We start from the raw sequence: 19,268 nt of genomic DNA, 5'->3' as shown, positions 1-19,268 counted from the left end.
CAGAGTCACACTGGGTCAATGACGGCTCATCGGCCTGCAAGCAGGCTTACTACCTTATTCTCTGCACTAACCTGATCATTATATCCCGAGCACGTCACTTGGATTTCACAGAATCAGGCGCATCAATGACAATATCATTCTGCACGGATACCACGCCGCTGACGCTCCTGGCCACAATCGCCGCCTGGCTGACTTCTGTTTGTGATCGCACGGAACCGCTGAGATGCACCGCGCCCAAGTCGTCGGATTTCACCTTGATATCCAGCGCGCTCAACATCTGGTCCCGCGCCAACGCAGCCTTTACCTTGCCTGTCGTGGCGGAATCATCCGTATAAGTGGTCAAGGATTCATTATCTTCGGCATGACCCGACAATGGCAATGACAACGCCAGCATCAGCAATGACAGTTTGAAAAACCGCATACATTTACCCTCAATTTTAATATGCATTTCATACTAGTAACTTTGCGGGTGAGCGATTAGCGGTCATATTCCGAACGTATTGTAGGAATTCACAACTATGAATCGGCCGGGATCTATGAGAAATATCCTGGCACAACCTTGGTTCTGGCAGGTAAGATAAAAACATTGTGCATTTCAGAGCATACAAGAAGGATAAGCAATGCCCTCGTTATACAAAAGCCGCGAAGAGCGTGTACAAGATGTCGTCAAAGCCTACATGAATGAAAATACCACAGTCCGTCATTCCCTGACGTTTGGCGGGCAGTTCCTGCCCCATAGCGAGAGTGAGAAAGCACAGATGCGTGAAGAGCGTTCCTGGGCGATGGCAAGGCTTGCCATCGATAAGATCATGCGGCTGCCAGACGTTCCCAGCACCCGCCTGTCAGCGACCAAGAGCTAGGCGTCGCCTCAACGTGACTTAAAGACAAGACCTCCAAATATGGCGTTGCCGCCTCTTGCAACATGTTACGGCAGCGCCAACTCTGCTCGGTCAATTAGCCTACTTGATAGAACTTAATCCCTATTGCCGTTGATAAAATATTTACTATTGGCGCATTATTAGTCAATAATCATTACAACAATAACAATGCCGCAGATAACAACAACTAAAAAACCAAATTTCAAGGGAGCGTTGCATGTCATGGCATCGGGAAATATGGCGGGGAGTCAAGCAAGGTTTTTCTATTGAGCAGGACAATCCATTACTGCTCAAGGCGCAGTACAAGGCCTTTTCCACACAACTTCCCCTGATGTACTTCATCCTGCTGGTCAACAGCTGGATATTGAGCAGCACCCATATCGACAGCGCGCCACACTGGCTGACACTGGACTACCCAGCCATCCTCACCGTCGTTTGTTTCATCCGTTTCATCTTCTGGCTCCGCAGCCGCAACAGGGACCCTACTGACGAAACCGCCAGGCAAACCCTCAAACGCACAAGCTTGATTGCCGCCCCGATTGCATTGAGCTTCACGGTGTGGGCGATTCTGCTATTTCCCTATGGCAACGCCTATCAGCAATCGCATGTCGCGTTTTACATGGGCATCACCGTCATCGGCTGTATCTTTTGCCTCATGCATTTACGCTCCGCAGCATTGATCACCACCGCCGTCGTCAATACCAGCTTCGTTATTTTCTTTGCCTCTACCGGCAAGCCAACCTTCATCGCAACATCGCTCAATGTGGCGATGGTTTCCGCCACCATGCTGATCATCCTGCATATCTATTACCGTGATTTCAAACATCTGATCGATGCGCAGGCCCAGGCGGAAGCACTAAGCAACGAAAACTTCCATCTTGCCAACATGGACAGCCTGACCATGCTGCCTAACCGGCGCAAATTCTTTACCGAGCTCAAAGCCTGCTGTACACAAGCTGCAAACAAGGGCAGCCGCTTTGTATTAGGTATCCTCGACCTTGATGGATTCAAGCCCGTCAATGATCTCTATGGACACAGTATTGGGGATAAGCTGCTTTTTACGGCCGGCAAAAGAATCCAGCAACTGTGCGACGAGCATACCCACCTAGCCCGCCTGGGTGGCGACGAGTTTGCCCTCATCATCACAAGGCCTGGGAATAATGAAGCATTGCTGGCATTCGGCAACCGGGTCTGCAATTCCCTGCGCCAACCTTTTACGATTGCTGGCAACAGCATTCACATTTCCGCCTCCATAGGGCTCGCCACCTATCCTGACATGGCAAGCAACGCCACCGAGTTGTTCGAACATGCGGACTACGCCCTCTATCACGGCAAGCGCAACAACCGCAGCAAGGTCACCCTGTTTTCCGCCAGCCACAGAAACCTCATCCAGCAGGAAGCAAGCATCGAGCAAGCGTTGCGCAAAGCGGATTTTGAGCAGGAGCTCGAAGTCTACTTCCAGCCCATCATCAACCTGGAAACCGGAAAGACTGCGGCGTTCGAAGCGCTTGCACGCTGGCACAGCCCCATACTCGGCCCTGTCTCCCCCGCCCAGTTCATCCCGATTGCCGAGCGCACCGGCATCATCAACAAGCAAACCCGCATCTTGCTTGGCAAGGCCCTGGCAACGGCAGCCAAATGGCCTGCCGACATCCGGCTATCATTCAACCTGTCCGTGCACGACCTTAGTTCACGCAGCATTGTCGAACGCCTCGTCAGCCTGATCAAACAGGCCAATTTCGACCCGCAACGCCTGGATATGGAAATCACGGAGACAGCCATCATACGTGATCTGGACCAGGCAAAATGGGCGACGGAAAAGCTCAGGAAGCTGGGTTGCGGCATTTCACTGGACGACTTTGGCACCGGTTACTCCAGCCTGAATCAATTGCATGCGCTCTCACTCACCAAGATCAAGATCGACCGCAGCTTTGTTACCGGCATTGAACAAAACCTCGCCAGCCTCAAGATCGTCAAATCCCTGCTGGCGTTAAGCCGCGACATGGGGTTGGACTGTATTATCGAAGGGGTGGAAACGCAGGCGGAATTGCAGGTGATCAGGGAAATCGGCGGCATAATGGTGCAAGGGTATTTCTATTCATCGCCAATCCCGGAAACGGCCATCCCGTCCTGGCTTGCGGACAGACCGGCTCTTTTATCGCAATAGTGAAGACGCAAGGTAAAAGACAAACAGAAGATCCCGCTGGTGGATGGACTGTCGCCAGAATCGATGGCAAGTGAATTGCCCGCTCATCGCACTCCAGCCAGCCCTCTTCGGTAAGTGCTTGACGCCAGATTATCCTCCGAGGCCAATCCAATTAGCTCAATTTTTAGCTGGCCACCGGCAGTGAAATATCGTTGAGAAGTTTGATGACAGCTTTCAAATGCAGCGGCTCATTCAAATAAATCATTTATTTAACCAAAAAACAAAATTAAACTCATATGTACCTTGCTAATTGAATAAGGAGCTTTCCGATGATCTCCCGACGCAGCTTCCTTTCCGGACTCGCAGCCGCCAGCGCTGGCATTGCCCTGGCCCGCCCTGCTTTCTCCAATCCAGCGGAGTCCGGAACAATACAGACACGTGCCATTCCATCCAGCGGAGAGCGCTTGCCGGTCATCGGCATGGGCAGCTCGGGCAGCTTCGAAGTCGGCAATAGCGCCGCCGAGCTCGACCCATTGCGTGAAGTGCTGAAACGATTCTTCGCAGGAGGCGCAACGGTCATCGACACAGCCCCTTCCTACGGTACCGCCGAGGATGTGATCGGCCAGCTACTAGAGGAACTGGGCCTGCGCTCAAAGACCTTTCTAGCCACCAAGCTTGGCACCTCCGGGCGCGAGGCAGGGCTGGCGCAATTCCAGAATTCGCTCAAGCGATTGCGCACGGACAAGGTGGAACTGCTCCAGGTTCACAACCTGCGTGATTGGCGTACCCAGTTTGAAGTCATCAAGGAACTCAAGGCCCAGGGCAAGACCCGTTACACCGGGCTGACGCACTACGTGGACAGCGGTCATGATGAGCTGGCCGAGGTAGTACGTACGGTCAAGCCGGACTTCCTGCAAATCAATTACTCCGTCATCTCGCGCAGTGCGGAACAGAAAGTCTTCCCGGTCGCGCGGGAACTTGGCGTGGCAGTGCTGATCAACCGCGCATTCGACGACGGCCGCCTGTTTTCCAAGGTGCAAGGCAAATCACTGCCATCCTGGGCCGCCGAGGCCGGGATCACCTCCTGGGCGCAGGCTTTCCTCAGATTTGCCCTGAGTCACCCCGCCGTCACCACCGTGATACCGGCCACCGGCAAACCCGACCGCCAGAGCGACAACCTCAAGGCGGGCAGCGGACCGGCTCTGACCGAAGCACAGCGGCAATCGCTTATCAACACGGTTGGCTGAGGGAATTCACTCCATGCACATATCCTCGCTTGTCAGCCGCCTATTCAATGTGGAAAAGCAGGAAGCGCCGGCAGTGCTGGCCGGTCTGCTCATGTTCTTCCTGCTGTTCGCGGGCTATTTCATGCTGCGCCCGGTGCGCGAAACCATGGGCGTGGCGGGAGGCGTACGCAACCTGCAATGGCTATTCACCGGGACCTTCGTCGCTACACTTGCCGCGCTGCCGCTATTCGGCTGGCTGGCCTCGAAAGTACAGCGCCGCCGCATCCTGCCTTGGACCTACGGCTTCTTCACCTTGAACCTGCTTGCTTTCGCGGCCGGCATGGCGCTGCAGCCGGACAATCTATGGGTGGCAAGGGCATTTTATATCTGGCTGTCGGTCTTCAACATGCTGACCATCTCGCTGGCCTGGAGCGTCCTGGCCGACATCTTTTCCAGCACCCAGGCCAAACGCCTGTTTGCCTTAATGGCCGCAGGCGCCAGCCTGGGCGGCCTCGCCGGGCCGGTGCTAGGCACGCTCCTGGTCGAGCCGCTAGGCCACGCCGGATTGCTGGTGCTATCGGCACTGATGCTGGCTGGCAGCGCTGCGGCGGGAATCGGCCTGCAGCGCTGGCGCAACCACCATCCGCTGTCCGCTGACGAGGAGCATGCACGCTCCCAACCGCTGGGCGGCAACCCGTTCTCGGGCGCCACGGCTGTTTTCCGCTCGCCGTACCTGCTTGGCATCGCCACTTTTGTCATACTGCTGGCGACAGCCAATACCTTTCTTTACTTTGAGCAGGCGCGGCTGGTAGAAGCCACCTTCCCTGACCGTATCCAGCAAACCCAGGTATTCGGGATTATCGATATTGTCGTGCAGTCGCTGGCGCTACTGACCCAGCTCTTCCTGACCGGCCGGATCGCGCAGCGCCTTGGCGTGAGCGTGCTGCTCGTAGCAGTACCGCTGGTGATCGCCGCCGGCTTTCTCTGGCTAGCGCTGGCACCTGTATTTGCGGTCCTCGCTGTCGTCATGGTGGTGCGCCGCGCTGGCGAATATGCGCTGGTGCGCCCAGGACGCGAAATGCTCTATACCTCGGTTTCCCCCGAGCAGAAATACAAAGCCAAGAACTTCATCGACACCGTCGTATACCGCGGCGGCGACGCCGTGAGCGGCTGGGTCAAGCACGGGATTGATCTGCTGGCAGGCCAGCCTGCTATGGCCATGCTGCTCGGTAGCCTATTCGCCCTGGTATGGGCAGGCAATGGGCTTCTGCTCGGGCGCAGCCAGAGGCGTCTTGAAGCAAGGCATGAAGATGAGCACGCAAAAAGCTCATCCGCCTGAAGAGGTATCTGCAATGTACCGTGCGCGCATAGCCAGTTTCAGCTTGATTTGGCATGCGCTGTGATGGAAACGGCATAATAGAAGCCTGACGGGCTACGGCACAAGGAAACCATGGTTTCTATCTTTGTGGATGGTGACGATAAAACCACAAAAATCACTGACTGGACGCTAAGGTACGATGCGGCAAAAGATATACTGCTGCTGACCTGCCATTTCCGCTCAGGAAAGACTTACACGCGCCCGATCACGGCATGCGAGATCACGCCGACCGAAGAAATCCAGGGCCGATTGCTCCAAAGGCCAGGAGGCATCATTTTCAACTCAGTCGAGAAGGTAACGGTGTATGGCGGAAAATACGCAGCCGTCTACTATCCTGGCAACTCCAGGCCATACCTAATGAAAGCGGATGAGCTCGAGTTCATTCCGCAAACCACGATCAAAGAAGGAACGATATTTAATTATTTTGTTTCGGTGGCGCAAGCCCGCATTGATCAGACAACTGGCGATAATAAATCTATCGCTGAGAATGTCCTACGCCAGTTGGAAAAAGTGGTGCCACATCCGGATACCGCACTACATGCATACTGCACGGGCAAGAACCAGTCGCGGGAACAGATCAGGCATTTCATCTATCCCTTCGGCATCAATGCAAGCCAGCTCCAGGCGGTGGAGCAGGCATTCTCCTCACAGATCAGCCTCATCGAGGGCCCTCCGGGAACTGGAAAAACCCAGACGATATTGAACATCATCGCCAATATCCTGTTGCAGCAAAAAACCGTCGCCATTTTGTCCAATAACAACGCTGCTGTGGACAATGTGTATGAAAAACTGCAGAAATCCGGACTCGACTATCTGATTGCCAAACTAGGCAGCACTGATAACCGCAAAGCCTTTTTTGAAAACCCGCCTGAAGCACCATCAGAAGCGCCACCCCCTGCACCCGATATCCAAGATATCGATGCAACATTGCAAAAGCTGAAGCAGTATCTCGATGCACGAAACCAAGTAGCGCAACTAAAAGCGGAAATTGATGAACTGCGCATAGAGCAGCAATACCTGCAGCGTTGGCAAGATGAAAACCTGTCGCAAGAAGCTGCCCCAATTGAAAGGTATGAGCTGTCGCCACAACAAATCACTGACCTCATTGCCTACCTATCTCACCTTGGCGAGAGGCCCATCAACCTTTGGCATAGGATGACACTGTTGCTGAATTTCAGGATCGTGCGCACGAAATTCATGAACAACTGGGAGAAACGCAAGTCACTGATAGACTCGTTGCAGCGGCACTATTACGAAAAAGCGCTACAGCAGAAAAGCGCCGTATCGGCAGCACTTGAGAAAATACTGGAATACAACCATGCCGATGCATTGCTGCATGAGTTGACCAGCACTTCCATGACATATCTAAAGCACCATCTTTATCAGCGTATTCCACGCGAGGAAAAATTCAACGAAGATGATTACAAAAAACGGTTCAGCACATTCACGAAACGCTTCCCTATCATCGGCAGCAGCACCCACTCCATTATCAATTCCATCGCCAATGATGCCATTCTCGATTACGTCATCATTGATGAAGCTTCTCAACAGGACATCGTTCCAGGAATTCTGGGCCTAGGCTGCGCCAGGAACCTGATCATCGTTGGCGACAGCAAGCAACTTCCGCATGTGCCGGTGAATCTCGATATTGCGTTACCTGCCGAGTTCTATGATTGCGTCAGGTATAGTTTGCTGGATTCATGCATCGGCGTTTTCAATCATGCTCTCCCGGCGACATTATTAAAGGAACATTATCGTTGCCACCCCAAGATCATCCAGTTCTGCAACAAGCAGTTCTACGACAATCAACTCATCCCTATGACGCAAGACAATGGCGAGCAAGCGTTATCGCTGGTTATCACCGCCAAGGGCAATCATGAGCATCGCCTCTCCAATCTCAGGGAACTAGAGTCATTAGGCCCTCTTTCATGGGATGCGGAACAAAGCAGAGGATTCATTGCACCTTATAACGCCCAGGTCAACCAGGCAAAAAGGCAGCTGCCTAGCGACTTTGTCAATTCCACAGTTCACAAATTTCAAGGAAGGGAATGTGACGAAATCATTTTTTCCACCGTCCTGGACAAGAAACGCAGCAGCCAGCAAAAAGTGGGCTTTGTGGATAATCCCCACCTGGTCAACGTGGCCGTCTCGCGTGCCAAGCATAATTTCACGCTGGTGACAGGCGACAATGTTTTTTCAGAAAAGAACAGGTGCATTGCCGCGCTGATCCGTTATATCGAATATTATGCGGACAAGGAACAGATTAGACGCAGCCCGGTTGTTTCAGCATTCGACCTGCTTTATCAGGAATATGATCAATCCCTGGAAAAGCTCAACACCAAGTTGAACCTGAATGACTCAGCATTCAAGTCGGAACAGATTATCGCCCGGCTGCTACGCGACACCTTCTCGCAGGATGCATATCGGGCAATAACCTTCCATAGCCAGGTTGCCTTGATTCAATTGGTATCGTTAACTAATAACAGCTTTACCTCACGAGAGCAGGAGTTTATGCGCAATCGTGCCAGTTGTGATTTTGTGCTTTATTTCAAAGTAGGAAAAACACCGCTAGGGGTTATCGAAGTAGATGGGAAGACACATGATTCTGGACAGCAAGCAGAACGGGACCAGCTGAAGAACAGCATCCTGGAAAAGAGCAGCCTCCCATTGCTAAGGCTGAAAACCATCGAAAGTAGCATTGAAGAGAAAATCTCTACATTCCTGGCTCAATGGGGAAACAACTCCCAAACCATATCAAACCAGCCTACAGAGGAATCAGTCATTCCAGTCAATCTTGCCAGGTAAAAAGCTGAAACACATCACCATGAAAGGCAAATAAAAAGCCCAAACCGGAGTCAGGGCTTTTGATAAATTCTGGAGCGGGAAACGAGTCTCGAACTCGCGACCTCAACCTTGGCAAGGTTGCGCTCTACCAACTGAGCTATTCCCGCATTGCTTCACAGCAAAACAAAATCATTTACCTGGAGGCGCGAGCCGGAGTCGAACCGGCCTAAACGGCTTTGCAGGCCGCGGCATAACCGCTTTGCTATCGCGCCATAAACAGTATCAGAGTACCTAGGTACCTGATAAAAAAGGAAAGCTTTACCAAACGCTTTCCTTTTTAAATTCTGGAGCGGGAAACGAGTCTCGAACTCGCGACCTCAACCTTGGCAAGGTTGCGCTCTACCAACTGAGCTATTCCCGCATCGAAAGAAGGCGCTATTCTAAGGATTTTCAGGCATGTGTCAAGCGTATTTCAGGGCGGTTAACCCGCTTTCATGCGCGGCCATGCAGCCTTTAAGTAATAAGCCATTGACACCAATGTCAAAAATGCAGCGATGTAAATCAGCACCTGACCATAGAATTTAATATCGAGCGGTCCCAGAGGATCGTAGTACAGCAGAAACAGGATTGCCGCCATCTGTACGGCCGTCTTTACCTTACCGATATACGCGACCGCAACGCTGCCACGCTCTCCCATGCCGGCCATCCACTCCCGCAGGGCGCTGATCGCAATTTCACGCCCAATAATAATCAACGCCACCACGGCACCCACGCGATCCAGCTCGATCAACAGCACCAGCGCGGCAGCTACCATGAGCTTGTCTGCCACAGGATCAAGAAAAGCGCCAAACGCCGAAGTCTGGTTGAGCACGCGCGCCAGGTAACCGTCAAACCAGTCTGTAATTGCAGCAAAGGCAAAAATGAAGGTCGCCAGCACGTTCTTGTCGTGTATGGGCAGGGTAGTTTCCGGGAAATAGAATATCCCGACAAAAAGCGGAATGCATAGAATACGCATCACCGTCAGGCTATTGGGGACATTCCAGAACATCAGTGCAACTCCTCATAAATTTTCTGTGCCAATGCATGGCTGATGCCATCCACCTGGGCGATTTCATCCACGCTGGCATTCTTGACGCCGTCCAGGCCGCCAAACCGCGTCAGCAGGCTTTTGCGGCGCTTGGCGCCTATGCCGCTGATATCCTCAAGGCTTGAATGCAAGCGTGCCTTGCCGCGCCTGGCGCGGTGGCCGGTAATCGCAAACCGGTGCGCCTCGTCACGTATCTGTTGCAGTAGGTGCAGGCCGGCATGGTCTTTCTTCAGCGCCACCGGCCCCTCTCGTTCGGGAAAGAACATCTGTTCCAGCCCAGGTTTGCGTTCCTCGCCCTTGGCAATGCCAACCAATTGAATATCCGGCAGGCCAACTTCGTTCATCACCTCAACCGCCACACCCAATTGTCCCTTGCCGCCGTCAATGAAGACCAGGTCAGGACGTTTGCCCTCCCCTGCCGCCACTTTGCGGTAACGCCGGGTCAGGACATCGCGCATCGCAGCATAGTCGTCACCGGGCGTGATGCCAGTGATATTGTAACGGCGATACTCGGAATTCTGCATATTGCCTTTATCAAATACCACGCAGGAGGCCACGGTGGCTTCGCCCATGGTATGGCTGATATCGAAACATTCGATGCGCTCCGTACTTTCCGGCAACCCCAGGGCCTCGCGCAAGGCGGTGAGCCTGGCTTGCTGGTTGCTTTGCTGAGCCGCGCGTTGCGTCAATGCCAGCTCGGCATTGGTTTGCGCCATTTTGAGCCAGACGCGCTTGTCGCCAATGGGATTGGTATTAATCTTGATCTTGCGCCCCGCCTGCTCGCTGAATACCTCTTCCATTGCCGTGACTGTCTCCAGCGGTGCGCCAACAATCAAAAGTGGCGGGATGACGCCTGCCATATAGTGCTGTTCCAGGAAGGCCTCCATGGTGGTCTCAAGGTCGGCGCCGTCCGCATTTTTCGGAAAAAAGCTCTTGTCGCCGAGATGGTGGCCGCCACGAATCATGACCAGGTTCACGCACCATTGGCCTTGGAATTCAGCGCAGGCGATTACATCGGCATCGCTGACATTGAAGTCGCTCACAAACTGCCTGGCCTGCACCTGGCGCAGGCTCTGGATGCGATCACGGTACACAGCCGCCATTTCGTATTCCATTTGCTCCGCAGCTTCATTCATCTTTTCGCCAAGTTCGTCCATCACCTGCTGCTCCTTGCCTTGCAGGAACAAGCTGGCATGCATGACATCGCGGCGATAATCCTCTTCCGAGATAAAACCCACACAAGGCGCGGTACAACGCTCGATCTGGTGCAAGAGGCAAGGGCGTGAACGATTGGCGAAGACTGTATTTTCGCAAGTGCGCAGCCGGAATACCTTTTGCAGGAGCTGGATGCTATCGCGTACCGCTACGGCATTAGGAAACGGGCCAAAATAGCTGCTGCCTTTGCGCTGCGCGCCTCGGTGGAAAGCCAGTCTTGGAAAGGTATCGCCTGTCAGGGCAATATAGGGATAGGACTTGTCATCACGGAACAACACATTGTAGCGCGGCATGAAGCCCTTGATGAGGTTGTTCTCAAGCAGGAGTGCTTCAGCCTCCGAGCGTGTTACCGTCGTTTCTATGCGGGCGATATTGGACACCATCAGGCGCGTACGCGCAGACGGCAGGTTCTTCTGGAAATAGGACGAAACGCGTTTCTTGAGGTCGCGCGCCTTGCCCACATAGATCACCTCATCCTCGGCGTTGATCATGCGATAAACGCCGGGCAGGTTAGGCAGGTTCTTAAGTACCGGTTTTGGGTCGAACATAATGGCTTTTGGCCGTCATAGCGGCCAAACATAATAACTCAGTAAAACGCAGCAACCTGTTTAATCACTATCCAGCAATTCGCCTGCCACGGCCCAGTTCTCTCCCGCCACTTCATCAAAAGTAATATAGGTATAGGACTTGGGTTTCTTGGCGATGCGCTCCAGCGTATCAGTGATCTCTTCCGCAATCTTGGCCTTTTGCTCGCGCGTCAGGGCTCCGGCAACCTTGATATTGACGTAGGGCATGTCTTTTTCTCCTGGCTTGGGTTAAGGAATCAATCCGGGCTTAATGTGCATGGCCATGCACATGGTCGTGATCGTGGTCATGCGCATGTTCAGTTTTTTGCGTGAGCCAGCAATTGGCGCTGCCATTGCTGAGCGCAGTCACGGTTTCCGGCTGCAGTGTGACATGCTCAATATTAAACCTGTCATGCAGCATGTGGCGCAACTTGCTCAGTACGGGATGCCAATCCTGCATATCCTCCAGCACCACATGGGCGGAAAGCGCAATTCTCTCCGAGGAGAGCGACCAGATATGCAAATGATGAACCTCGCGCACCTTGTCAGTGGAAGCCAATGCCTGCTCCACGGCTTGAATATCAAGATGCCGCGGCACTCCCTCCATGAGCACATGCAATACTTCTCCCAACAGGCGCAAGGTGGAAAGAAGAATAAGTACCGAGATGAAAATCGAAAGAAGAGGATCTATCGGCATCCAGCCTGTGAAATAGATTACCGCGCCGGCAATAATTGCAGCCACCGAACCCAGCAGGTCGCCCAGCACATGCAGCAATGCGGCGCGACTGTTCAGGCTGCTGTGCCCCTTGTGCAGCATCCACGCCACGACAATGTTGATCAGCATGCCGATAAAGGCAATCAACATCACCTCGCCGCCTTGCACGGGCTGCGGATCGGCAAGGCGCTGCACCGCTTCATAGACAATCCCCGCAATCACCGCCAGCATCAGCAAAGCATTGACCAAGGCCACAATCACCTCGGCACGCCCCAGGCCGAAGTTATGCTTGCGAGTCGCCGGCTTGCGTGCAATCCAGCTGCCCAGCCATGCAAGCGCCAGCGCCAGTGCATCGGACACCATATGGCCCGCATCGCTGAGCAAGGCCAGCGAACCCGTCCACCAGCCGCCAACAGCTTCAACTACCGCAAAGCCCGCAATCAGGAGCAAGGGCAGCAGCAAGGAAGGCTGGCTGCTGCCGTGCGCATGATGATGGTCGTGATGGTGATGTGATCCCATAGGGGTGTAATGCTAGCAGGCATGGCGGCAATTAAAAAGCCAAGACTGGAAATATCCGCAACATCCCGCCATATGTGGTGAAACCATTATGATTTTATGGAAAATTCATGGAGAAAGCGCAACGCCGGGCGGCCTCTCCTTTATAATGTCGCCAATCATTCACCACCGCTCCCCATGCTCAGTTATCGCCACGCTTTCCATGCCGGCAACCACGCCGATGTCCTCAAGCATTTTGTACTGCACCAAGTGCTGAGCTACAGCAACCAGAAAGACAAGCCTTACTGGTATGTTGACAGCCACGCAGGCGCCGGCATGTATGCGCTTGACCATGGATATGCCATGCAAAATGCCGAATTCGAACAAGGCATTGCCCGGCTCTGGCAAGCCAACGATTTACCACCGGCACTGCAAGCATTCATTGACCTGGTCAGGCAACTGAATCCGGGACCAACGCTCAAGCGCTACCCTGGCTCTCCCAATGTCGCCCAGCTTCTATTGCGCCCGCATGACCGCATGCGCCTGTTCGAGCTGCACCCCACCGATGCCAAACTGCTCAGGCAGCACTTCAAGCCTGCCGGACGCCAGGTATTGATAGAACAAGAGGATGGGTTTGCCGGCCTCAAAGCCCTGCTGCCGCCACCGCCGCGCCGCGCAGTAGTGTTGATTGACCCGCCTTATGAGGAAAAACGCGATTATCAGCGTGTGGTAGAAGCACTCAAGGATAGCCTGCAACGCTTTGCCACAGGCACTTACCTGCTGTGGTACCCCTTGTTGCAGCGGCCGGAAATCAAGCTGTTGCAGGAAAAACTGCCTAAGCTTGGGGCCGCCAGTTGGCTGCATGCCACACTCAGCATCCAAGCGCCTTCAGAAGACGGTTTCGGCATGCATGGCAGCGGCATCTTCGTCATCAATCCACCGTGGACATTGCCGGAAACACTGAACAACACCCTGCCCTATCTCGCGCAGAAACTGGCACTGGACGATGGCGCCAGCTTCACCCTGGAACACCAGATTCCCTGAACACACACCTGACATGAATCACTCTTAGCAAGAAAGGAAAGTCCGAATGGCAACCCCCAGCCGTGAAAAAATGAGCCCCTTAAGCGCAATACTCTTCGGCAGCCGCTGGCTGCAACTGCCGCTCTACCTTGGCCTCATCGTCGCCCAGATCGTCTATGTCATCCAGTTCATGAAGGAGCTTATCCACCTGATCGAGCGCCTGCCCCACCTGCAAGAGGCCGACATCATGCTCATGGTGCTGGGCCTGATTGATGTGGTCATGATCTCCAATCTGCTGATCATGGTGATCATCGGCGGCTACGAAACCTTTGTTTCACGCCTCAACCTCAACGGCCACCCGGATGAACCGGACTGGCTATCCCACGTCAATGCCAACCTGCTCAAGGTCAAGCTGGCCATGTCCATCATTGGCATTTCCTCCATCCACCTGCTCAAGACATTCATCAATGTCGAAAACCTGGATGACAAGACCCTGATCTGGCAAACGGTGATTCATATGGCCTTTATCGCCTCTGCCGTGTCCATCGCCTGGATTGACCGCATCATGGCGCATCCAGACAATCAAAAGCATTAGGCAAAAAACAACGGCAGCAAGCCTGGAGCTTGCTGCCGCATATCGGCTATTTCTGCGTCCAATGCTCGAATAACCGATACAGCAACATGCCAGCGATCATGGCGCCCACAAAGACAATACTGCTCACATGGCCGGCTCCCAAGCCTGCCAACGCAGGTCCCGGGCAATATCCCACCAAGCCCCAGCCTATCCCAAACAGGCCAGCCCCTGTCAGCAATCTGGCATCAATCTGCCTGGCATGAGGAATCTGCACTTCCTGCTGCAGGAAAGTACGCTCTCGCGGCCGCATCCAAGCAAACCCGATGGCAGCAACGGGTATTGCCCCCATCATCACAAACGCCAGCGAAGGATCCCATTGCCCGGTGACATCAAGAAACGCCAGTACCTTTTGTGGATTGATCATGCCCGAGAGGATCAAGCCAAACCCAAACAAAAGACCGGCAATCAGCGGCATATCATCCCTCCTAGATCCAGTGGCGTACAAACACGGTCAGCATCGCCACTGACATGAAGACCAGGGTTGCCACAATTGAACGCGGCGAAAGCCTGGCGATGCCGCACACCCCATGACCACTGGTGCAGCCATTGCCCAGGCGGGTGCCAAAACCGACCAGCAGCCCGCCACCGATCAATAACGCCCAGTCTGTTGTGACCACTATCTCAGGCAGCCCCCAATAAACCGCGTAAATAACAGGAGCAAGCAGGAGCCCCGCCAGAAAAGCAATGCGCCAGGCATTGTGCTGACCAAGCCGCCGCAACAAGCCTGCCAAAATGCCACTGATGCCTGCAACCTTGCCATTCGCCACTATCAACACGGCAGCCGCGAGCCCGATGAGCATCCCGCCCAGCAGCGAGGCCAGCGGCGTGGCATTTCCCCAGTCCAATGTCATGATCATATCCTCTTATTCAAGTGACTTCGCGTTGCGTTCGGCAAACGATTTTCTCAGCCAATTATCTAGCAACGCTTTCTCGTGGCGCATGGTATCTATGCTATTGGGTCGCGGGTTTAGCAAAAACGCCGGATTGCTCAATTTTGCATCACCAGCCTTTAACACCTGTCCATGCGCATCGCGCAATTCATAACTCAGCGCTATGCGCGGCGGATAAATATCCCGGACCATGCGCACATCAGGATTGACCGGCATCACCCAGGGCTCAAACCCGCCGGCCATGTCGATATCCTTGATCGCGATTGTCAGTCGCTCTCCTGGCGCGAGATAGCTTGCTGCCTTTTTCGAGAGGTGCTTGCTGAGCTGATCAAGATAGCTACTGTTGGGCGGACCGTGATTGGTGCTGGAAATATCGGTAAATTTCTCCGGCGAGATATACTCAACCGTGACAGGCGGCTTCGGCGGCTCTGTCGCTGATGCTGGCAGCAATACTAACGACATAAGCAAGAAAATACCGTATTTCATTCAAGCATCCTTATGTTCTTTGCAGCAAAGGCATTATGCAGTCAAAATAATCTGACAACGGCTCCCTATATTAATTCTTGTTCTAAATACGATCCTCAGCATGAAAGCTTGCACGAGACTATTGATGTTGCTGGCGTTTTGTATATCGGCACCAAACTCAATGGCAAATCACCAGTACGTGGAAAAATATATCAGCACCTCCGACGGACTGACCTTATGGTCAGAGTCCTTTGGCAATCAAGATGAACCGGCAATACTGCTTGTCATGGGCGCGATGAACCCCGGTATTCTCTGGTCGGACAAATTCTGCACCGAATTGTCAAATGCCGGTTTTCACGTCATCCGCTATGATCATCGCGACACGGGAAAATCGCAAGGCGTGAACTCTGCCGAAAACCCTTATGATCTGGAACTGCTTGCAGCAGACGCCATATCAGTCCTGCAAGGATATGGCATCGAGAAAGCACACGTCGCAGGGATTTCCATGGGAGGCTATATCGCCCAGCTAATGGCCATCCATCATCCCGATCTGGTGCAAAGCCTGGTATTGATCTCCACCTCAGCCGACCAGCGGCCCTACATACAGGCGACAATGGGCAAGCCGAATGGCAAGTTTTTCTTGCCGCCTCCTGATCGAAAATTTCTCGACTACATCACGGAGTCAAGCCGCAAGCCCCCGCAAACTGCAGAGGAATTTGAAGAAAACCTGGTCCAGGGATGGCAGGCAACCTATGGCGGGCCACGGCCATTCCCAAGAGAGGAAATAACCCGCACATTACGTATCGTAGCAAAACAAGCTTCTGCCGGCATCACACCACTCAACCACGCACTGGCAACCGCCGCATCACCCGACAGGCTGGAGGCAGTCAAGCAAATCAAAGCACCTACCTTGGTTATTCACGGCAAGTATGACCCCTGCCTGCCTCTGGCGCATGGAGAATACCTGGCTGAACATATCCCCAATGCGAAACTAAGCGTGCTGGATATGGGGCATTCTTTCCAATGGTCCTGGTCTGAAGAGGTTGTAGCGGGTATCGTTGGATTTATTGGCAATCATTGAGCGCCTTATGAAGTTTTGCCAACAAGTCTTTTTAGAAACAAATAAGCCGCATGAAGCGGCTTATTTGTTTCATACGCTCGGCAACGTCAGCTCAGCTTGCCACCTCGGAGATCGGGATGATCTTCTTGGCATACTCGGGCATCTGGTCAAAGTTCAGATACTTGTAGATGTTGTCTGAATTCTTTGTGAGTTTATCGCCCACTGTCTCCAAATATTCATCCGGGCTAGGAATGCGCCCCAAACGGGCGCACACGGCTGCCAACTCTGCGGAGCCAAGGTAAACGCGGGCATCCTTGCCCATGCGGTTATCAAAGTTACGCGTACTGGTCGAGAACACGGTGGCCTTGTCCGCAACCCGCGCCTGGTTGCCCATGCACAGGGAGCAGCCCGGTATTTCGGTACGCGCCCCAGCTACGCCGAAAATGGAATATACGCCTTCGTCGCGCAGCTGGCTTTCATCCATGCGGGTGGGCGGCGCGATCCACAGACGGGTCGGGATGCCGCCGGCGCCTTCCAGCACCTTGGCCGCGGCACGGTAGTGGCCGATATTGGTCATACAGCTGCCGATAAAGACTTCGTCGATCTTGTCCCCTACCACCGCAGACAACGGCTTGATGTCGTCCGGGTCGTTCGGGCAGGCCACCAGCGGCTCCTTGATCTCGCTGAGGTCGATTTCGAGCACATAGGCATACTCGGCATCGGCATCCGGCTGCAACAACTGTGGATCCGCCAGCCAGGCCTCCATGGAGGCAATCCGGCGTTGCAGGGTACGGGCATCTTCATAGCCGTTATCAATCATGTTCTGCATCAACATGATGTTGGACCTGAGGAACTCGATCACTGGCTCCTTGTTGAGGTGCACAGTACATCCATTGGCGGAACGCTCGGCCGAGGCATCGGCAAACTCGAATGCCTGCTCCACCTTGAGATCAGGCAAGCCCTCGATTTCGAGGATGCGGCCGTTGAAAACGTTCTTCTTACCCTGCTTGCCCACGGTGAGCTCGCCTTTCTGGATCGCGGCATAGGGAATCGCATTCACGAGGTCGCGCAGGGTAATACCAGGCTGCATTTCTCCCTTGAAGCGCACCAGCACAGATTCAGGCATATCCAGCGGCATGGCGCCCATCGCGGCGGCAAAAGCCACCAACCCGGAGCCGGCCGGGAAAGAAATGCCAATGGGGAAGCGAGTATGCGAATCGCCGCCGGTGCCGACAGTATCCGGCAGGATCAGGCGGTTGAGCCAGGAGTGGATCACGCCATCGCCAGGGCGCAGGCTCACGCCTCCGCGGCTGGAGATGAATTCCGGCAAGCTATGTTGCAGCTTGATATCGACCGGCTTTGGATAAGCTGCAGTATGGCAGAAGCTCTGCATCACCAGGTCGGCCGAGAAGCCAAGGCAGGCAAGTTCTTTGAGCTCGTCGCGAGTCATCGCCCCGGTCGTGTCCTGCGAACCCACGGTAGTGATCTTGGGTTCGCAATAGGAGCCAGGACGCACACCTGTTCCTTCAGGCAAGCCACAGGCGCGGCCCACCATCTTTTGCGCCAGGGTATAACCCTTGCCGGTATCTTCCGGCACAATTGGCTTGATGAACAAATCAGACGGCGGCAAGCCCAGCAACTGGCGCGCGTTGTTGGTCAGGCCACGGCCCACGATCAACGGGATACGGCCGCCGGCACGCACTTCGTCCGGCATGGTCAGTGGCGCCAGGTTAAAGCTGGCAATTTCCGCGCCCTGCTCATTGAGCACCTTGCCGTCATAAGGGCGCACCACGATCACATCGCCAGTGCTCATTGAACTCACATCGCACTGAATGGGCAATGCGCCGGAATCCTCGGCGGTGTTGAAGAAGATAGGCGCAATCTTGCCACCCAGCACAACGCCAGCAGTGCGCTTGTTGGGAATGTGGGGAATATCGTTGCCCATATGCCACTGCACGGAATTGATCGCGGATTTGCGCGAAGAACCGGTGCCGACCACATCGCCGACATAGGCCAGCGGCAGGCCCTTTTGCTTGAGGCTTTGTATGATCTTGAGGCCGTCGGGCATCTTGTTGATCAACATGGCCTTGGCATGCAGCGGAATATCCGGGCGCGACCAGGCTTCCTGCGCGGGAGAGAGGTCATCGGTATTGGTCTCGCCATCGACCTTGAACACCACCAGACGGATTTCCTCGGGCAATGCCTCACGGTTGGTAAACCATTCGCCGGCGGCCCAGGATTCAATCAAGGTCTTGGCATGGGGATTGCCAGCCTGCATTTTCTCGGCCACGTCGTGAAAGGCATCAAACATGAGAATGGTATGTGACAATGCCTCGACCACCTTTGGTGCCAATGGCGTATCCAGCAAATCCACCAGCGCCTGCACGTTGTAACCGCCTAGCATGGTGCCCAGCAGCTTCACGGCATGTTCGGGGCTCACCAGAGGCGAGTTTGCTCCCCCCTTGGCGATATCCGCCAGGAAAGCCGCCTTGACGTAAGCGGCCTGGTCCACCCCGGCTGGAATGCGGTTTTCCAGTAAATCGACCAGTATCTGTTCTTCGCCTGCAGGCGGGTTCTTGAGCAACTCCACCAAGGCAGCGGTTTGCTCCGCATCCAGTGGCAAGGGGGGAAGGCCTGCAGCGGCACGTTCTTCTACATGTTTACGATAAGCGATTAGCATGGTTTTCCATTGATTCTTAATAGCGA

The 19,268-nt window shown here is 54.2% G+C and carries 17 protein-coding genes and 3 tRNA genes; 8 read left to right on the top strand and 12 right to left on the bottom strand.

Annotation, left to right across the window (positions count from 1 at the left end):
• Positions 1-94: 94 nt before the first annotated feature.
• The gene (locus LG198_RS01825; protein ID WP_230341463.1) at positions 95-421 is read right to left on the bottom strand and encodes a BON domain-containing protein; all 327 of its coding nucleotides are present in this window, start codon (positions 419-421) and stop codon (positions 95-97) included.
• Between the two features lie 199 nt (positions 422-620).
• On the opposite strand from LG198_RS01825, the gene LG198_RS01820 reads away from it, so the two are divergent.
• From LG198_RS01820 to LG198_RS01800, 5 genes are all read left to right on the top strand, one after another.
• Complete coding sequence (locus LG198_RS01820) at positions 621-860, top strand: hypothetical protein (RefSeq protein ID WP_230341462.1); 240 nt, start codon at positions 621-623, stop codon at positions 858-860.
• A gap of 235 nt (positions 861-1,095) precedes the next feature.
• Positions 1,096-3,045: a putative bifunctional diguanylate cyclase/phosphodiesterase gene (locus LG198_RS01815; RefSeq protein ID WP_230341461.1), complete on the top strand. Its 1,950-nt coding sequence runs from the start codon at positions 1,096-1,098 to the stop codon at positions 3,043-3,045.
• Positions 3,046-3,353: 308 nt separating this feature from the next.
• On the top strand, positions 3,354-4,271 hold the full coding sequence (locus tag LG198_RS01810; RefSeq protein WP_230341460.1) for an aldo/keto reductase: 918 nt from the start codon (positions 3,354-3,356) through the stop codon (positions 4,269-4,271).
• 13 nt (positions 4,272-4,284) lie between these two features.
• Positions 4,285-5,589: an NTP/NDP exchange transporter gene (locus LG198_RS01805; protein ID WP_230341459.1), complete on the top strand. Its 1,305-nt coding sequence runs from the start codon at positions 4,285-4,287 to the stop codon at positions 5,587-5,589.
• Positions 5,590-5,700: 111 nt separating this feature from the next.
• Complete coding sequence (locus LG198_RS01800; protein WP_230341458.1) at positions 5,701-8,433, top strand: AAA domain-containing protein; 2,733 nt, start codon at positions 5,701-5,703, stop codon at positions 8,431-8,433.
• A gap of 70 nt (positions 8,434-8,503) precedes the next feature.
• On the opposite strand, the gene LG198_RS01795 is transcribed toward LG198_RS01800, so the two are convergent.
• The 7 genes from LG198_RS01795 to LG198_RS01765 all read right to left on the bottom strand — a co-directional run bounded on the left by LG198_RS01795 (position 8,504) and on the right by LG198_RS01765 (position 12,514).
• Positions 8,504-8,579: transfer RNA gene (locus LG198_RS01795), tRNA-Gly, on the bottom strand.
• A 31-nt stretch (positions 8,580-8,610) separates the two neighbouring features.
• A tRNA-Cys gene (locus LG198_RS01790) sits at positions 8,611-8,684 on the bottom strand.
• A 73-nt stretch (positions 8,685-8,757) separates the two neighbouring features.
• Positions 8,758-8,833: transfer RNA gene (locus tag LG198_RS01785), tRNA-Gly, on the bottom strand.
• Positions 8,834-8,893: 60 nt separating this feature from the next.
• On the bottom strand, positions 8,894-9,460 hold the full coding sequence (pgsA, locus tag LG198_RS01780; protein WP_230341457.1) for a CDP-diacylglycerol--glycerol-3-phosphate 3-phosphatidyltransferase: 567 nt from the start codon (positions 9,458-9,460) through the stop codon (positions 8,894-8,896).
• On the bottom strand, positions 9,460-11,262 hold the full coding sequence (gene uvrC, locus LG198_RS01775) for an excinuclease ABC subunit UvrC (protein ID WP_230341456.1): 1,803 nt from the start codon (positions 11,260-11,262) through the stop codon (positions 9,460-9,462). Before uvrC ends, pgsA begins: the two co-directional genes overlap by 1 nt.
• Positions 11,263-11,322: 60 nt before the next feature.
• Positions 11,323-11,508, bottom strand: a complete 186-nt coding sequence (locus LG198_RS01770) for a tautomerase family protein (protein ID WP_230341455.1) — start codon at positions 11,506-11,508, stop codon at positions 11,323-11,325.
• Positions 11,509-11,548: 40 nt separating this feature from the next.
• Positions 11,549-12,514, bottom strand: coding sequence for a cation diffusion facilitator family transporter (locus tag LG198_RS01765; RefSeq protein ID WP_230341454.1), 966 nt, complete (start codon positions 12,512-12,514; stop codon positions 11,549-11,551).
• Between the two features lie 174 nt (positions 12,515-12,688).
• Between LG198_RS01765 and LG198_RS01760 the strand changes: the two genes are divergently transcribed.
• Together LG198_RS01760 and LG198_RS01755 are read left to right on the top strand one after the other, a co-directional pair.
• Positions 12,689-13,534, top strand: a complete 846-nt coding sequence (locus tag LG198_RS01760; protein ID WP_230341453.1) for a 23S rRNA (adenine(2030)-N(6))-methyltransferase RlmJ — start codon at positions 12,689-12,691, stop codon at positions 13,532-13,534.
• Between the two features lie 46 nt (positions 13,535-13,580).
• A complete protein-coding gene (locus tag LG198_RS01755) occupies positions 13,581-14,108 on the top strand; it encodes a TIGR00645 family protein (protein ID WP_230341452.1) in 528 nt (175 codons plus the stop codon).
• A 46-nt stretch (positions 14,109-14,154) separates the two neighbouring features.
• Here LG198_RS01755 and LG198_RS01750 read toward each other — a convergent pair whose 3' ends face one another.
• Genes LG198_RS01750 through LG198_RS01740 form a run of 3 tightly spaced genes read right to left on the bottom strand, consistent with a single transcriptional unit; the run spans position 14,155 to position 15,523 of the window.
• A complete protein-coding gene (locus LG198_RS01750; RefSeq protein WP_230341451.1) occupies positions 14,155-14,562 on the bottom strand; it encodes a YeeE/YedE family protein in 408 nt (135 codons plus the stop codon).
• A gap of 10 nt (positions 14,563-14,572) precedes the next feature.
• Positions 14,573-14,998, bottom strand: a complete 426-nt coding sequence (locus LG198_RS01745) for a YeeE/YedE family protein (RefSeq protein ID WP_230341450.1) — start codon at positions 14,996-14,998, stop codon at positions 14,573-14,575.
• A 12-nt stretch (positions 14,999-15,010) separates the two neighbouring features.
• The gene (locus tag LG198_RS01740) at positions 15,011-15,523 is read right to left on the bottom strand and encodes a DUF3016 domain-containing protein (RefSeq protein WP_230341449.1); all 513 of its coding nucleotides are present in this window, start codon (positions 15,521-15,523) and stop codon (positions 15,011-15,013) included.
• 160 nt (positions 15,524-15,683) lie between these two features.
• Here LG198_RS01740 and LG198_RS01735 point away from each other — a divergent pair, with 160 nt between their 5' ends.
• The gene (locus LG198_RS01735; protein ID WP_230341448.1) at positions 15,684-16,583 is read left to right on the top strand and encodes an alpha/beta fold hydrolase; all 900 of its coding nucleotides are present in this window, start codon (positions 15,684-15,686) and stop codon (positions 16,581-16,583) included.
• 91 nt (positions 16,584-16,674) lie between these two features.
• Here LG198_RS01735 and acnB read toward each other — a convergent pair whose 3' ends face one another.
• A complete protein-coding gene (gene acnB / locus LG198_RS01730) occupies positions 16,675-19,242 on the bottom strand; it encodes a bifunctional aconitate hydratase 2/2-methylisocitrate dehydratase (RefSeq protein ID WP_230341447.1) in 2,568 nt (855 codons plus the stop codon).
• Between the last annotated feature and the right edge of the window lie 26 nt (positions 19,243-19,268).

Origin of the sequence: Methylobacillus arboreus (assembly GCF_020532725.1) — a bacterium.
GTDB lineage: Bacteria > Pseudomonadota > Gammaproteobacteria > Burkholderiales > Methylophilaceae > Methylobacillus > Methylobacillus arboreus.
The sequence above is the reverse complement of the archived record's forward strand: the minus strand, read 5'-3'. Positions and strand labels throughout refer to the sequence as shown.

Coding starts and splice junctions, on each gene's coding strand:
- LG198_RS01825 (WP_230341463.1), bottom strand. CDS start 421: ATGCGGTTTTTCAAACTGTCATTGCTGATGCTGGCGTTGTCATTGCCA.
- LG198_RS01820 (WP_230341462.1), top strand. CDS start 621: ATGCCCTCGTTATACAAAAGCCGCGAAGAGCGTGTACAAGATGTCGTC.
- LG198_RS01815 (WP_230341461.1), top strand. CDS start 1,096: ATGTCATGGCATCGGGAAATATGGCGGGGAGTCAAGCAAGGTTTTTCT.
- LG198_RS01810 (WP_230341460.1), top strand. CDS start 3,354: ATGATCTCCCGACGCAGCTTCCTTTCCGGACTCGCAGCCGCCAGCGCT.
- LG198_RS01805 (WP_230341459.1), top strand. CDS start 4,285: ATGCACATATCCTCGCTTGTCAGCCGCCTATTCAATGTGGAAAAGCAG.
- LG198_RS01800 (WP_230341458.1), top strand. CDS start 5,701: ATGGTTTCTATCTTTGTGGATGGTGACGATAAAACCACAAAAATCACT.
- pgsA (WP_230341457.1), bottom strand. CDS start 9,460: ATGTTCTGGAATGTCCCCAATAGCCTGACGGTGATGCGTATTCTATGC.
- uvrC (WP_230341456.1), bottom strand. CDS start 11,262: ATGTTCGACCCAAAACCGGTACTTAAGAACCTGCCTAACCTGCCCGGC.
- LG198_RS01770 (WP_230341455.1), bottom strand. CDS start 11,508: ATGCCCTACGTCAATATCAAGGTTGCCGGAGCCCTGACGCGCGAGCAA.
- LG198_RS01765 (WP_230341454.1), bottom strand. CDS start 12,514: ATGGGATCACATCACCATCACGACCATCATCATGCGCACGGCAGCAGC.
- LG198_RS01760 (WP_230341453.1), top strand. CDS start 12,689: ATGCTCAGTTATCGCCACGCTTTCCATGCCGGCAACCACGCCGATGTC.
- LG198_RS01755 (WP_230341452.1), top strand. CDS start 13,581: ATGGCAACCCCCAGCCGTGAAAAAATGAGCCCCTTAAGCGCAATACTC.
- LG198_RS01750 (WP_230341451.1), bottom strand. CDS start 14,562: ATGCCGCTGATTGCCGGTCTTTTGTTTGGGTTTGGCTTGATCCTCTCG.
- LG198_RS01745 (WP_230341450.1), bottom strand. CDS start 14,998: ATGACATTGGACTGGGGAAATGCCACGCCGCTGGCCTCGCTGCTGGGC.
- LG198_RS01740 (WP_230341449.1), bottom strand. CDS start 15,523: ATGAAATACGGTATTTTCTTGCTTATGTCGTTAGTATTGCTGCCAGCA.
- LG198_RS01735 (WP_230341448.1), top strand. CDS start 15,684: ATGGCAAATCACCAGTACGTGGAAAAATATATCAGCACCTCCGACGGA.
- acnB (WP_230341447.1), bottom strand. CDS start 19,242: ATGCTAATCGCTTATCGTAAACATGTAGAAGAACGTGCCGCTGCAGGC.